The sequence below is a fragment of the Psychrobacillus sp. FSL W7-1493 genome, from assembly GCF_038004905.1.
Classification (GTDB): domain Bacteria; phylum Bacillota; class Bacilli; order Bacillales_A; family Planococcaceae; genus Psychrobacillus.
This window is the reverse complement of record NZ_JBBOSB010000001.1, coordinates 1363871-1379108: the sequence shown is the minus strand read 5'-3', so window position 1 is coordinate 1379108 and position 15238 is coordinate 1363871. Positions and strand designations below refer to the sequence as shown.

The following is a 15238-nucleotide window of genomic DNA, read 5'->3' as shown; positions in this document are numbered from 1 at the left end:
TAATGTTTTAACTTTTTTGAATGTTTTGTTACATAACTGAAGTAATCGCTTTCTTTCTAAAAAATCATGTATAATAGTGGCAACTGTAACTAAATTATAGGTGGTGAATATGTGGAACATAAAAAAGTATTTTATTCGATAGAGAAAGAGACAAAGCATGGTCCAATTACTATTGAAGGACCCGTAGCATCTGAAGAATTAGCCAAGTTGACTTTCCATGAGGATTTAATAGCATTTCGAAATCCTCAACAACAACATAAGGCAATTATCGAAATTGCAAAGTTACCAGAGGGTAGGATTATCATTGTTAGAGAAAAGGACATGATTGTCGGATACTGTACGTTTCTTCATCCAGACCCACTAGAACGTTGGTCCCAAGGGAACATGGAAAACTTAATAGAATTAGGGGCTATTGAAGTTATTCCAAAATACCGTGGAACTGGAGTCGGAAAAGAATTACTCAGAGTCTCTATGATGGACGATGCGATGGAAGATTATATAACGATTACAACTGAATATTATTGGCATTGGGATTTAAAAGGAACCGGTTTAAATGTATGGGAGTACCGAAAGATGATGGAAAAAATGATGATGGCTGGTGGCCTTGAATATTTTGCAACAGATGATCCAGAGATCAGCTCCCATCCAGCCAATTGTTTGATGGCCAAAATCGGTAGCCGTGTGGACAATGAATCCATCCAGCAATTTGATCAATTACGCTTTATGAATCGCTTCATGTATTAAGGAAGATGTTTTAAATTTCTCACAAAGGGGTTTGGTTTTATGCTTGTAGAAGAAATCATGAATACATCAGTACCTACTTTAACACCGTCACATACTATAAATGATGCTTTAAAAGTCTTAAAGGAGAAACGTATTAGGCACATACCAATTGTTAATAAGGAACGTGAAGTTTTAGGGGTGGTAACAGACCGTGACTTAAAGGAAGCAACTCCCTCCTCTCTACAGGATAGAAAAGATGCGGAAATTTTAGATTTACCATTAGAAAAAATTATGACTAAGAACCCTATTACTGGGCACCCTCTTGATTTTGTCGAAGAAACAGCTAGTATTTTCTACGATAATCGTATAGGTTGCCTACCTATAGTGAGTCAAGGAAAGCTAGTCGGCATGATTACAGAATCTGATCTTCTCTATAAATTTATCGAGCTGACAGGTGTGCATCAGCCGGGATCTCAGATGGAAATACGGGTACCCAACCGACCAGGCGTCTTATTTGAAATATCTAAAGTAATTTATGAGCAAAAAGTGAATTTACTTAGCGTCTTAGTATATCCCGATAAAAATGATAGTGAATACAAGATTCTCGTTCTACGTGTCAAAACGATGAATCCTCTCAAATTGGTTCAAGCAGTAAGAGATGCCGGCTTTGAGGTTTTATGGCCAAGCCAGCCGGGATTGAATGTATGAAAAAGAATGCTGTTTTTATCTTCTCAGAAAATCAGCTTGGTTATAAATTTTCAGAAACTCATCCCTTTAACCAAAAACGCCTGACACTTACTGTTGACCTTTTAATGGAAATGAATTCACTATCACCTTCGGATATTGTGGCACCCCGTATAGCAACAGATGAAGAACTATGTTTAGTGCATGACCCTAGTTACATTGATATTGTTAAAAAAGCTAGTCAAGAGACAGAGAGTACCTCCAAATATGAGAGTTATGGGATTGGAACGGAAGATACCCCAATTTTCCCCCAAATGCATGAAGCAAGTGCCAGCTTAGTTGGAGGCACACTTACTGCTGTAGACTATGTAATGGAGGGAAAATCCAATCACGCGGTAAACTTAGGTGGTGGACTGCATCATGGTTTTAAAGGCAGAGCCTCTGGATTTTGTGTCTATAATGACAGTTCCGTTGCGATTAAATATATGCAGGAAAAGTATAATGCTCGTGTACTTTACATAGACACGGATGCTCATCACGGTGATGGCGTGCAATGGAGCTTCTATGACGACCCTAATGTTTGTACTGTTTCTATTCACGAAACCGGAAGATATCTTTTCCCTGGAACCGGAAATATTACCGAAAGAGGAACTGGTGAAGGCTATGGAACTTCTTTTAATTTCCCCATCGATGCCTTTACAGAGGATGATTCTTTTCTGGATATTTATCGGACAAGCTTAACGGAGATTGTCGAATGGTTTAAGCCTGATGTTATTTTAAGTCAAAATGGTGCCGATGCTCATTATTTTGACCCCCTCACGCACTTGTATGGAACGATGAATATCTATAGAGAAATACCTAAACTTGCCCACGAGCTAGCACATAAGTATTGTGAAGGTCGTTGGATAGCGGTTGGTGGTGGTGGATATGATATTTGGAGAGTCGTCCCAAGGGCTTGGTCTTTACTTTGGATGGAGATGAATGACATTCCATCGCCAACTGGGAATCTTCCAAAGGCCTGGCTCGATAGATGGAGCGCAGAGTCACCTATTCCCTTTATCCCAACGTGGATGGATCCAAATCCACTCTATGAGCCTATTCCTAGAAAGCTAGAGATAACGGAAAAGAACAAGCAAATGCTAGATAAAGCTTTGTATCAGCTGCGAAGTCAAAAGTCATACAAAAAGCTAGACTAATAATTTATCATAAAAAAACAGGGTGGTTATTAACTCCACTCTGTTTTTATTTCTCTGCATTATTTAAAATGGCAAAGAACTCTTCCCCACCCTTCATCTCGTAGTTTTTCTCTGAACTGATAACATAAAGGGAACTCCTCTTTGAATCAAGGAACATCGCATAGCCTGTATTTAGTGTGATGTTAATTCGATAATCATGATCAGCAGTTGATTCGGCTGGTATAAATTTTGCATTCTTAAAAATCTTTATGAGATCGTGCTGTCTTTCTAATGGAATTTCAACTTCTTCAAATATATTTTCTCTTTCTACATCAATACTATGAACATTTAAGAATTGGTTATCTAAATTAAAGTTTGCATTTTCTAATATGTCTGTCGCAGAGTACTCCTGGTTGCCCATTCCAAATCTCATAAAAATTATACCTATAGTTACGACAATAACCGCTATCCATGCAATTTTCTTCACAGAACGCCTTCTCTCTATACTTTTTAGAAGTCATAATCTTATTAATGAATACTCAAGAAGGATTTTTATAAATTAGCATCTTACATATTTTCTTTTAAAACCAAGTCTATCCCTATCTATTTCTTTTTGTATATTGCTATATGCATCCAGAAGGCTACTTTTTTTCTTATGCTGATTTATTTCTATTGTTCCTATTGATTTAGCAGTTTCTATAGCCTTTTCATGAAGCGGCAAATAGGAAACACCCACGGTGTAAATAAAATTATTCATAGAGGATTTAACTCGCTCTGGCGAATCATGTATGCTTTTACTCACAATATCCAGCATATTAGATATCTTACTCTTAGAAAATTCCTCATCTTTTCTATTTCCTAATAGCCAACAATAACAGCTCCAACCAGCTGACCTTGTTAACTCTTCATCACATGCAATCCATTGATCGGCAACGTCTTGCGCAAGATCAGACTCGGACAATGTAACGGCTACAACGTAATCAGACAGCATATAAAAATATGCCCCCTTTACCCAACGCTCAAAATCAGACACCTTCATAGCTTTAGGATCTGCAATAATTCCTGCGAAGTACATCGCATCGTAATTCCCTGTCGCATAAAGCTCCTCCGCTAACTCCTGATTAATTTTAATCTTCTTTGCAATTGGCTTCATTGCCCCTGTAGCTACCCCAAAAAGCGGTTCCCGGGCACCATTAGAAAGGTATATTTTTTTAGTCCGTTCCTTACCTAACGCTTCAAGCTCCTGCATTACCGTTTCAATATTCATGATTAGCTACTCCCCCACTTTATATTTTTGACATACGCTTATTTCTAACATTCATTTCATCTTAAAAATAATAGATTTCTAATTTATAGAGATTAAATTATAATAAGCTGTAAGAAAAAGTAATTTTTAACTACTGTGTTAAATATAATTTCGTAAGATTCATAGCTAATACTATTAAAGATTGCCGAGAAAAGAGGTATACATTTGGGTTTTACCATTTTATTGTTTATCGGTTTGTTATTCTTTGTTATCTGTTTTATCGTAGGTGCTTTCTATTGGTATAGTGATAGAGGAAATAAATTTTAAAATTCGCAAAGACTTTTACTATCACTCTTTTGCACCCAAGCAAATAAGAGCATCTTACCTGATCATCTTCGCATACTTTGCCCAACTTAGATGTTTCTAGACCTCTGCGTAAATATACCGATTACTATGATAATCGTACCATTAAGTACAAACAAAAAACTAAAAAATACCATAAGCATCCCAGTTGCAAACCCACCAGGGTCAAAGGGACTCACACTTGCATATGTAACAAAAAAAACTAAAGGCGTTAAAAGTAAGACAATTATTCCAGCCCAGATTCTTTTCCTTTTATTTTTTCCAGCAATTTTGAATGCCATCAAGTTTGTTATACCCAAGACAATGAAGAATATTAAAAGAATTATAATCCCTATCTGAACCAACTCCTTTTTACCTAAATAATACCATATTTTATTTATTAATGATTTTTTATTTAAGGAGTCCAATAATATGAAGACTTGGAAGTGTAAAACCACTAACCAATTTTTTGATTACTTGGATTTTCACGACTGCGTAATATCGTACAACTTTTATTATGTGAATACATCTGTGTAAGAAGTAACAAAAAAATGAGGTGATATTATGGGATTTATGTTCAATAAGATAACACTTTTTAGCATAAGCTTTATATCAATTTGTTTAATAGTAATTGGATTTATATTACAAACCATCCTTATCCCTTTACAAGATATCGATCTTATAAGTAATAATGAACTATTGGAATATCAAAAAGAATATGCAATAAATTTTCCCTTAGGAACAGGACTACTCCATTTAGGTCAGTATCTTATGGTTTTAGTTATAATTCTATTCATTATTAAGTTTATAAAATTAAAAAGTAATAATCAAAAATCAGATGTATAACTATCCAACTAAAATATTTGTTCTTCAACTAACGCGTCCTTTATCAAAATATGGCCATCATTTCGGTTGTCTGTCTGTTGTTATGTCCAAAACAATAAGTGTGTTGTTTAACTTGTGTTCAGCAATCGGGCTCAATTCTCGAACTATGAATTGTGCTATTTCAACAATAGGGCCATTTAGTTTGATATGAATAATCTTATTCCAATAAAAAAAGGGGAGAAACTTTGATCAATGTTGGTAGAATTAAGAAATATTAATGAAGATAATTACGAGGAGTGTTTGAATTTACGTTCATCGGTTACCAATGATGACTTTGTAGATTCTGTAGCGTGGTCTTTAGCGGAGGCGTGGGTGTTTTACGATGCTTCTCGTCCCTTTGCGATTTATGCCGGTGATGTTATGGTGGGCTATGTTCTAATGTATATTGGCGAAAATAACCCTCAAATCATTAATTTCATGATAGATAGAGATTTTCAAAAACAGGGTTATGGGGTGGCTGCCGCTAAGCTTTGCGTTGAATACCTGTGTAAAGAGTGCAACGCAAGTAAAATTTCTTTACCAGTTGAACGTGAAAATAGCGTTGCTCAAAGTTTTTGGAGTAAGGCAGGCTTTGAGATGACAGACGACATGGAGAACGGTTATCTCTTTATGCGGTTATACATACCTGAAAAATGAGCTTGAAGTTAAGTGCCGTTTCCAAAAGACATTACATACTTCCTTTTTGAGGTTGCACATATGTTAATTAGTTGAATAAGGAATTGATTAGAATGCCAATATTTTAAGCATACCCACTTACTCCATTCAAAACGAATGGGGTATTTTAAATTTAATAGGAATTTTAATTCTATACTTGTTGAATTTTGTGTTCTATAAATATAGAATGAATATTAAGAATATAAATTATATTAAAGAGGTGTTAAAGTGGATGTTTTAAATCTTACAAGTAAGAGAAGAGAATCCTATCAAATTCAACTAGAATACTCAGTTTTGTGGGAATGTGCTTTGGGGATAGCTGCAATAACCAATACCCCATTTATTAAAACTTTAGAAAACCCAGAGGATCATTGGGAGGACCTGAAAAAATCCTTCTCAAAAGAACTATTAGAGCATTTGAACTTTGTTGAAAGCAACAATACTTGGAAAGCCCTACTACAATTGCTACATAAGAAAAGATTTAACGATTTATTGGAGTTTACTTCCTACATAATGGATATTCCAGATACAGATTTTAAATTTATTTGTTTACCCTTTGTTGGCATGAAATTTCAACTCATAAGAAATAAAGCAGCATTAGGCGAGGAAGCGGCTATTGAGGAAATGAAATACTTAACAAGCAACAATCCCTTTTTTCCACGATACATTAAATTCATTAGTACAACAGATGTCAGCTTTCTAAAAGAACACCTTATAGTAGTGATGAAAGGTTGGTATGAAGCTGTTATTAATAAAGATCTAGAAAAACTTAAGACAATACTACAAACTGACTATGATATGAAAAAGCAAATGTCTGACAAAATGACTTCTGAAAGACTGGTTGAATGGGCAACTGGAGGAATTGTTTATATGCCAGAACCAAGTGTAAACAATGTTCTTTTAATACCCCAATATATATATCGCCCTTGGAATATAGAGGCAGATATTGAAGGCACTAAAGTATTTTATTATCCCGTAGCGAATGAAAGTATTACCCCCAATAATAGATACACACCAAATGACTTTTTAGTACTTAAATATAAGGCATTAGGAGATGAAGTACGAATGAGGATTGTTAAATTACTGTACGAAAATGACCGTACTTTACAAGACATTACTACTCAATTAAACGTTGGTAAATCTACAATTCATCATCACCTCAAAATTCTGAGATCAGCTAAATTAGTGGAAATCATTGAATCTAAGTATTCACTTAAAAGGAATGCGGTCGCATTTTTATATGAAGAACTAAACCTATATTTAAGAAAGTAATGAAAAAGAGGATAAAAAGGAAGGCGACTTACTATTGATAAACAATCCTAGCTTTCGTTCTATTTGGCTGAGTAGTGCAACTTCGGAATTAGGCGGTGCTCTATTTACTGCATGTAATTCAATTTTAATTTACGAGTTAACCGGCTCACCCACTGCTTTAGGATTGGTATGGCTGATTTACTACATACCATCTTTTTTTATGCAGTTATTTATTGGACCATATATTGATCGTTGGAGTCGTAAATGGATAATGATTAGTTGTCAGTTAATCCGAATGTTGCTCGCCTCTATCTTCGTCTTATTTCTTTTTCAAGATAACTTTACGATAACTTTTATTTATATCGTTCAAATTATCGTTGGAATAATTATGCCGATTTTCACACCGGCAAATCAAGCCATTTTACCAACGATTATTGAAAAAGAAAAACTACCACAAGCAAATGCATCGTTAGAGTCCGTACGACAAGTCATGGCGGTTATGGGACCGCTTTTATCAGGTGTCCTAGTAGATGTCTTCGAGATAGAGTGGATACTAGTTATTATATCAATCGCTTTTACACTAAGTGCTCTTACTTTGTTAAAAATTAATGAAAATTATATAAAAATAGCTGTTAGAAAACCGTGGATTGTAGAGTTTAAAGAAGGACTTCAATCCTATTTCAAACATAAATTAATTGTATGGCTGGGAATATTTTTCGGCTTTGTCCAATTTGGTGTAGGCGTAACGATCGTGACAACTTTGCCTTATATAACTACGATATTAAATCAGCCTTATTCGGCCTATGGTTTGTTTATGGCGGCTTTTCCAATTGGTTACACAATAGGTGCATTACTTAATTCCAAGCTAATAAATATTAAGGGTCTGGGTAATCTTTTTACTGCGTTATTCATTGGAGGATGTACATATATTTCGTTAGGTATTACACCGTGGTATTTTCTTGCAGTCTTGACAGAATGTATGGCGGGTATGGCTATAGCTATTTTTAATATATATAATATTACACTCATACAACGTTCAATTCCAAATCATTTAATGGGAAAAGTAACTTCGGTTCGCTTGTTGATAATGCGAACAATGTTACCATTAGGTATTTTATTTGCTACAGTAACCGTTCAGTTTTTTAGTATTCGAACATTATATTTTGTAATTGGTAGTGTGATATGTATTACATCATTGGTTGGGTATCTATATTTAAATAAGCAGCGTGTTTTAGATATCAGGAGTTTGTGAAACGTTTCCCTTAAACTAACACATCCTTTAACATAATATGACCATCATTTGGTGGTTTATTTTTATGTCAAAAATATCGTTAATCACAGATATGCGGATGCGTTAGTAAAATTAAAATGAGCCAGGAGAAAATATCCTAGCTCATTTTTTATATGTATTTAAAATCACACTTTACCTCTAACATAGTTATGTCCTACAATATTTTCTTTAAAATTAATTCATCATTTAGTGGGATTCCATCATGTCCAATTAAAGGTATGGTAGGTTTTAAATTTCGTGCCTTGTTTACACCATTAGGAATAATAGATGTAATTCTATAATTTCTTTTTTGGTAAAATCTCAAAGCGTTCAAATTATCATTTGTCGTTACTAGACTTACTACTTGGAGTTTCTTTTGCATTGCTATGTATTCAACCTTTTCCATTAATGAAGAGCCAATGCCCTTTCCTTCTTGGAGACTATCTAATGAAATAACCTCCATTTCATTATCTTTAGTAACATAAGTAACTAACCCAACAATCTGATTGTTATCCTCGAATATGAAGCCCTCCAATTGATCGCATAGATAGATCCCTGTTGAAACTACCATCTCAGTACTTCCCCAATTTTCCTTAAAAAATGAAACAACCTTTTCTCTATTTTCTATCGTTATTTCTTTAATACTCATTTGCTAATACCCCATTTCTCTCAATTATTTATTTAAGATTACTACATTAAATATCATCCCTTTTTCCAAAGCAGTCCGTATAAACCTGCCATTCCTTTAACAAAGCTTTAGCTTAAGATATATTATCCTAAACTAGTATTATTTTACTTTCAGTGTATCACTTTTCAAAAAAACAACCACAAAAAAAGAGCCATGAAATTCATGACTCTTTCTCCATATATTTTATTTTACTGTTTTTCTTTCTTCAATACGATAAGGAAGCACTACATTTTGTTCCTCGATTTTTTCCTTATTCATAAACTTCGTAAGGAGTCTCATAGAAACTGCTCCTATATCATATAAAGGAAGCACAACGCTAGTTAGTTGTGGACGAACCATTCGAGCAAGCTTAGAATTCTCAAAGCTAATAATTTCGATATCATTAGGAACATTTAATCCACTATCCTGCGCTCCGTGAATAAGCCCGATTGCGAGTTCGTCACTTCCAGCAAAAAATGCTGTTGGTGGATTCTCTAATTTCCTTAGTTGCTCCCACGCTATTAGACCATCGTCATACGTGTTATCGACACCTACTATTAAATCCTCATCTACATCGATACCTGCATTTTCTAACGCCTCTTCATAACCTGCAAGCTTAAAGTCACGATTAATAGGAGAAGAAATGGAACCCGATATAAAAGCGATCCTATTGTGTCCATTTTGGATTAGTCGATTTACTGCATCGATAGCTGCCTCACGATACTCTATATTTACAGAAGGGAAAGAATTAGAATGCTCCACGGTGCCTGCCAGAACAACTGGCACATTGGAACGGTTCATCTCATGTAGCATTTCCTCTGAAATATAGTCACTCATCATAACTACACCATCTACCTGTTTACTTAAGAGGGTGGTCAATAACTGAACTTCTTTTTCTTCCTGTTGATCCGAATTGGTTAAGATAATATTATAGCGATACATCGTAGCAATATCCTCTATCCCTCGAACAAGCTCGGCATAGAACACGTTTGATATATCAGGAATAATAACCCCTACCGTTTTTGTTTTTTTACTTGCCAAGCCTCTTGCCACTGCGTTTGGTCGGTAATCTAATCGTTCAATCACAGTCAACACCTTTTGTCGAGTTGCTGGTTTTACGTTTTGATTGCCATTAACTACACGGGAAACAGTGGCCATCGATACGTTTGCTTCTCTGGCTACATCATAAATAGTGATAGTCATTGTATTCCCTCCTTTACTTATCTAATTTATAGTATATATGTAAATAATACTTTATATCCTTAATAACTTTCAATTATATAATAAAACCGACTCTTATTTAGAGTCGGTTTTGTGTCAATTTATGCGTGAATCTCATGATTTTTCATGAATTTTTGGATGGAATCGTAAAACTCATCAAATTGTTTTAAGTTCATCTGTTGAGCAGCATCAGATAATGCTACCGCTGGATCTGGATGTACTTCAGCCATTACCCCGTCTGCACCAATGGCAATTGCAGCTTTAGCGGCTGGTAAAAGAATATCACGACGTCCAGTGGAATGTGTTACATCTACAAATACTGGCAAGTGCGTTTCTTGTTTTAAGATTGGCACTGCTGAGATATCTAAGGTGTTTCTAGTAGCTCTTTCATATGTGCGGATACCACGTTCACATAGGATGATTTGATCGTTTCCTTGTGACATAATATATTCTGCAGCATGGATAAACTCATCTAACGTAGCTGCAATTCCTCGTTTTAAAAGGATTGGCTTATTAATTTGTCCAACTGCCTTTAATAGCTCAAAGTTTTGCATATTACGTGCTCCGACCTGTACGACATCTACATAGTCAAGTGCCTCATCTAAATGACTTGGAGTCACAATTTCAGAAACAACCGCTAAACCAAATTCTTCAGAAATTTGTTTTAAGATCTTTAATCCTTCTAATCCAAGTCCTTGGAAGTCGTAAGGAGATGTACGTGGTTTGTATGCTCCACCGCGAATTAGCTTTAGACCTTTAGATTGGATTGCAGCAGCAACCTCTGCAACCTGTGTATATGATTCTACAGCACATGGACCAAATACAAATGATGGTGCCCCTGTACCAATTTGTTCACCGTTAATCGTTACGATTGTGTCCTCTGATTTCTTTTTACGAGAAACAAGAAGCGCTTTTTTCTGATCATCGACTTGTAATTCTAGAGCCGTTTTAAAAATTTCTTTAAAAATATGCTCCACAGTAGATTGTGGTAAAGGACCATCATTGTGTTCTTTAAGATGATCTAGCATATGTCTTTCACGAAGAGGATCATATCTATTAACACCTTGCTTTTCTTTTACTCTACCTATTTCTTGTACTACTCCAGCTCTTTCATTGATCAAACGTAAAATTTCTACATTGACCTCATCAACTCGGCTTCGTAAAGCCTCTAAATCCATTTGATTCATAGATATTTCTCCTTTCGTTTCAGCTACGACTCTTTCTATCGCCTGAAAATTGTGATACATTTTAAGATATAAAATATATTATAATCAATTAATCTAAGAATGTCACGTTTTTTATTTTAGCGATTCAACTCGCTAAAGTGTTTTATCCAACAAAGGAAGTGAGAACTTGTCATCAACCCTATTTGCATTAGATATCGGAACCCGTTCGGTAGTAGGTATTATTTTAGAGGAACGAGATGGGTCTTTCCATGTGGTAGACATCCTCGTAGAAGAACATAAGGATCGTGCGATGCTGGATGGTCAAATACATAATGTGCTCAAAGTTGCTGAAGTTATACAATCTATAAAAGAAAAGCTAGAAGAAAAGCATGGTCCTCTAGAGAAGGTAAGTGTGGCCGCTGCTGGACGTGCTCTAAAAACAGAACAAGCTGAAGTGAAAATGGATATAAAAAATCGCCCAATTTTCTCTGAAGAGGACGTGAGCAGGCTGGAACTCTCTGCAGTGCAGCATGCACAGAATAGTTTGGTGCATCCTGATATCGATAAACAATCCAGCCATTACTATTGTGTTGGCTACAGTGTACTTTATTACAGATTAGATGGTGATGAAATCGGCAGCCTAGTTGACCAGCAAGGCGATGAGGCTTCAGTAGAAGTAATTGCTACCTTCCTACCTAGAGTAGTTGTAGAGTCCCTTATATCAGCTTTAAAGCGTGCAAATCTTGAGATGGAAGCATTAACACTCGAGCCAATTGCTGCTATTAATGTTTTAATCCCCCCTTCTATGCGACGACTGAACGTAGCACTAGTGGATATTGGGGCAGGAACATCAGATATCGCTATAACTGATTTTGGAACTGTCGTTGCTTACGGCATGGTTCCGTATGCTGGAGATGAAATCACGGAAGCATTAAGTGAGCATTATTTGTTAGACTTCCCTCTTGCTGAAAAAGCTAAACGAGCGATTAATAATAATGAATACATACAAATTCAGGACATACTTGGTTTTGAACAGGACGTACCAAAAGATGAGGTAATTGCAGCCTTAAAACCAACGATCACAGAACTTGCTAGTGAAATATCAAAAGAAATCTTACGTTTAAATAATAATCGTTCACCAAAGGCTGTCATGCTTGTAGGAGGTGGCAGCTTAACACCTACCATTACGACTTCGCTGGAACAAGCTTTGAGTCTGCCGGCTAACCGAGTTGCTGTAAGAGGTATAGATGCGATACAAAATTTAACGAAGGAAGAACATATCCCTGTCTCTCCTGAGCTAGTTACACCTATTGGAATTGCTATTGCTGCAAAAAAGTCTCCTATTCAGTATATGTCAGTAAAAGTGAACGAGCAGGTTGTTCGTTTATTTGAACTGAAGGAAATGACAGTGGGTGATGCACTTTTAGCAGCAAATATCTCTACGAGAAAGCTATATGGGAGACCAGGAGTGGCCTTATCGATTCATCTGAACAACCAAACAATCCATATTCCTGGTGGTCATGGTCAGGCTGCAATAGTCAAAGTGAATGGCTTGGAAGCTACTACGAAAACAATTATTAAAAATTTGGACATCATAGAGTTAATGGAAGGTAAGGATGGAACTCCAGGAACTGCGACCGTACGAGACCTACTTGATGAGGCAATAGCTCAGTCCTTTAGCTTTGAAGGAGAAACTCATATAGTAGAGCCAAGGATTTTTATCAACGGGGTACCATCTTCGGCTGACACTGAATTGAAGGAAAGAGACAAAATTACTATAGAGACTGTTCAAACAGTCGAACAGCTTTTACATTATATTGGTAAAGAAATGTATATTCATAAGTTAAAACCATACACCATAACGATAAATGAAAAGAATCATTATATCCCTACTTTAACTCCTACCCTTCTCATTAACGGAGTAAAAGGGAAACTGGAAAGTCCCATAAAGGACAACGATGTAATCACAATTAGCTCTAGTGAAGCTCCGACTTTAGAAATACTTGCTAATGCATTAGATAAAAAAATAGATGCTCAAATAGAAATTACCTTTCAAAACGAAAAAGTAAAACTTTATAAGGAGTGCTCAGTTGTTAAGATCGGTGAAGTCACAATTCATGCAAATGATGTTGTGCGTACGGGTTCAATACTTGTATGGGAAGAAATAAATACTACACCATGGATTTTCCAGGACGTTTTTCGATTCTCGGAATGGACCCTTCCCGAGAATGCCGGCTCTTTTCAAATCTTAAGAAATGGACAACCCTCTCGATTTGATGAAGAAATTTTCGGTGGAGATCATTTAGAAATACTCTTTAATTAGTGGAGAAAATATTGTACTCAAAACAAACATGTAGGAAGTGAAAAATTGAAAGATTTACAAACATTGCTACGCAAACACGAGTTACTGCACCAAGAGTCAGCTATTTTAACCGCGGCAAGACAATCAGTTAAAATCATTAAAAATAAAATGGAGGAAGAGCATATTCCGTTAGGTTCCTCTAAAATTGGTGGTTTACCGGACTTTCCTGAAGATTGGGAGTTTCCGAGCTACAACAATCGCTTGCTCTCTTTTTTAGGGCAATTTAACCTAAAGGAAATAGAGCCATATAAAGCGGAAAATATTCTTCCGGTTAGTGGGATACTTTATATATTTTATGATGTGGTAGAACAGCCCTGGGGTTTTGAAGAAGACGAGGGATGTTTTAAGGTTTTATACTTTGATGGAGATGAAAATGAGTTAAAAAGGAAAGAATACCCGGAAGAGACAGAAGATTATTTCCCTTTGCCTGTTTTTAAAGTTACATTCACAAATGAGCTAACATTACCGGAGTATACGGAAGATATGGAGTTTAGTGATGAGGATGAAGAAAACTACTCTGAAATGAGGCACGAACTTATCCAGCCAAGTGATGAGAAAGGGAACTACGAACCGGCTCATTATATGTTAGGGTATCCATTTAGCATTCAAAATGATGTTTTTGATGAATTTGATTTAAAACCAGAAGAAGCTGTTCTTCTTCTACAGATTGATTCAGATGAAGAAGATTTAAAATTGATGTGGGGCGATTCAGGCATCATATATTTCTGTCTGGATAAGACCTCACTAGCTAATAAACAATTCGATAAAGTTCAATTTACATTGCAATGTTTTTAATCCTTAAATACAACAAAGGGCTACCTTACATATATACACGGCTTTGATTCAGAGAAGAGTTTTTTCCTAATTCCACTAACCAGGGACTTCACTTCAAAGCATAAATCCCCTTAAAAACACAAAAGTGAAATTGCAATATGCAATTTCACTTTTTGTATGGCATGAGATTAAATATCTCCGGCCACATCTTTTATTATTTTGTTGTATTAGTTTTAGAATCTGAAGTTTCTTCTGCAATTGCTTCTTTAATAGCTTCCGCTACAGCTGTTGCGTTTTCTTCTTCATCTGTTAGCTCTTCTGTCGTTTTAGAAATGGTTTCCATGAATTCCATTGGCTCTTCGCCCTCGGAAGAAGCAGTGCCATCATCTAATGGAGAAGCAGGAGCACCTTTAATATTTTTCACTTTTTCTACAAGCTGTCCAGATTGCTCCTGAAGCTGTTTAGATAGCTGAGTTGTTTTCTCTTTAGCAGTAGAAGAAAGATCCATTGTTTTATCCTTCAATTGACCTGCTTGTGTGCTTAACGTACCACGAAGCTCAGTTCCAGTCTTTGGTGCTAATAATAGAGCAGTTGTAGCACCGATAATACCACCGATCACTACACCCATGATAAAGTCTTTACCGTTTACTTCCTCGTCCTTATAAACATTGTGACGACTCTCATTATAAGAAGGCATTGGTGGATAGCTAGGCTGTCCTTGTCGGTCATATGAAGATTGGTTTGCATAGTACTCTTGGTTAAATTTTGCATCATTGTAATTTGGTTTGTTTGATTCGTAATTTGTCATATTCCATTCC

15 protein-coding genes are annotated in these 15238 nt (G+C 35.9%); 8 read left to right on the top strand and 7 right to left on the bottom strand.

Annotated elements, in window-relative coordinates; all coding sequences use genetic code 11:
• Positions 1-111 precede the first annotated feature (111 nt).
• The 3 genes from MKX96_RS07045 to MKX96_RS07035 are packed head-to-tail and all read left to right on the top strand — an operon-like array spanning position 112 to position 2603.
• Complete coding sequence (locus MKX96_RS07045; protein ID WP_169361288.1) at positions 112-744, top strand: GNAT family N-acetyltransferase; 633 nt, start codon at positions 112-114, stop codon at positions 742-744.
• Between the two features lie 39 nt (positions 745-783).
• Positions 784-1431: an acetoin utilization AcuB family protein gene (locus MKX96_RS07040; RefSeq protein WP_298468321.1), complete on the top strand. Its 648-nt coding sequence runs from the start codon at positions 784-786 to the stop codon at positions 1429-1431.
• The gene (locus MKX96_RS07035; protein WP_340882994.1) at positions 1401-2603 is read left to right on the top strand and encodes an acetoin utilization protein AcuC; all 1203 of its coding nucleotides are present in this window, start codon (positions 1401-1403) and stop codon (positions 2601-2603) included. Before MKX96_RS07040 ends, MKX96_RS07035 begins: the two co-directional genes overlap by 31 nt.
• 46 nt (positions 2604-2649) lie before the next feature.
• On the opposite strand, the gene MKX96_RS07030 is transcribed toward MKX96_RS07035, so the two are convergent.
• The 3 genes from MKX96_RS07030 to MKX96_RS07020 form a co-directional block, all read right to left on the bottom strand.
• The gene (locus MKX96_RS07030; protein ID WP_340882993.1) at positions 2650-3069 is read right to left on the bottom strand and encodes a hypothetical protein; all 420 of its coding nucleotides are present in this window, start codon (positions 3067-3069) and stop codon (positions 2650-2652) included.
• A 72-nt stretch (positions 3070-3141) separates the two neighbouring features.
• Positions 3142-3849 (bottom strand): DNA alkylation repair protein, encoded by a 708-nt coding sequence (locus MKX96_RS07025; protein ID WP_340882992.1) that lies wholly within the window; start codon positions 3847-3849, stop codon positions 3142-3144.
• Between the two features lie 392 nt (positions 3850-4241).
• On the bottom strand, positions 4242-4475 hold the full coding sequence (locus MKX96_RS07020) for a hypothetical protein (RefSeq protein WP_340882991.1): 234 nt from the start codon (positions 4473-4475) through the stop codon (positions 4242-4244).
• 772 nt (positions 4476-5247) lie between these two features.
• Here MKX96_RS07020 and MKX96_RS07015 point away from each other — a divergent pair.
• From MKX96_RS07015 to MKX96_RS07005, 3 genes are all read left to right on the top strand, one after another.
• Entirely contained in the window at positions 5248-5691 is a 444-nt protein-coding gene (locus MKX96_RS07015) for a GNAT family N-acetyltransferase (RefSeq protein ID WP_340882990.1), read from the top strand.
• Positions 5692-5937: 246 nt separating this feature from the next.
• On the top strand, positions 5938-6981 hold the full coding sequence (locus MKX96_RS07010) for an ArsR/SmtB family transcription factor (protein ID WP_340882989.1): 1044 nt from the start codon (positions 5938-5940) through the stop codon (positions 6979-6981).
• A 34-nt stretch (positions 6982-7015) separates the two neighbouring features.
• Positions 7016-8212, top strand: a complete 1197-nt coding sequence (locus MKX96_RS07005) for an MFS transporter (protein ID WP_340882988.1) — start codon at positions 7016-7018, stop codon at positions 8210-8212.
• Positions 8213-8405: 193 nt separating this feature from the next.
• Here MKX96_RS07005 and MKX96_RS07000 read toward each other — a convergent pair whose 3' ends face one another.
• The 3 genes from MKX96_RS07000 to MKX96_RS06990 form a co-directional block, all read right to left on the bottom strand.
• Positions 8406-8879 (bottom strand): GNAT family N-acetyltransferase, encoded by a 474-nt coding sequence (locus tag MKX96_RS07000; protein ID WP_340882987.1) that lies wholly within the window; start codon positions 8877-8879, stop codon positions 8406-8408.
• A 222-nt stretch (positions 8880-9101) separates the two neighbouring features.
• Complete coding sequence (gene ccpA / locus MKX96_RS06995) at positions 9102-10100, bottom strand: catabolite control protein A (RefSeq protein ID WP_340882986.1); 999 nt, start codon at positions 10098-10100, stop codon at positions 9102-9104.
• Between the two features lie 119 nt (positions 10101-10219).
• Entirely contained in the window at positions 10220-11305 is a 1086-nt protein-coding gene (locus MKX96_RS06990; RefSeq protein WP_169360027.1) for a bifunctional 3-deoxy-7-phosphoheptulonate synthase/chorismate mutase, read from the bottom strand.
• Positions 11306-11471: 166 nt separating this feature from the next.
• Between MKX96_RS06990 and MKX96_RS06985 the strand changes: the two genes are divergently transcribed.
• Both MKX96_RS06985 and MKX96_RS06980 read left to right on the top strand, forming a co-directional pair.
• Positions 11472-13607: a cell division protein FtsA gene (locus MKX96_RS06985; protein WP_340882985.1), complete on the top strand. Its 2136-nt coding sequence runs from the start codon at positions 11472-11474 to the stop codon at positions 13605-13607.
• 45 nt (positions 13608-13652) lie between these two features.
• Positions 13653-14441 carry a YwqG family protein gene (locus MKX96_RS06980; RefSeq protein WP_340882984.1) on the top strand — a complete coding sequence of 263 codons (789 nt, stop codon included), beginning with the start codon at positions 13653-13655 and terminating at the stop codon, positions 14439-14441.
• 193 nt (positions 14442-14634) lie between these two features.
• Here the strand turns inward: MKX96_RS06980 and MKX96_RS06975 are convergent, their stop codons facing one another.
• Positions 14635-15228 carry a YtxH domain-containing protein gene (locus tag MKX96_RS06975; protein ID WP_251556315.1) on the bottom strand — a complete coding sequence of 198 codons (594 nt, stop codon included), beginning with the start codon at positions 15226-15228 and terminating at the stop codon, positions 14635-14637.
• Positions 15229-15238 lie beyond the last annotated feature (10 nt).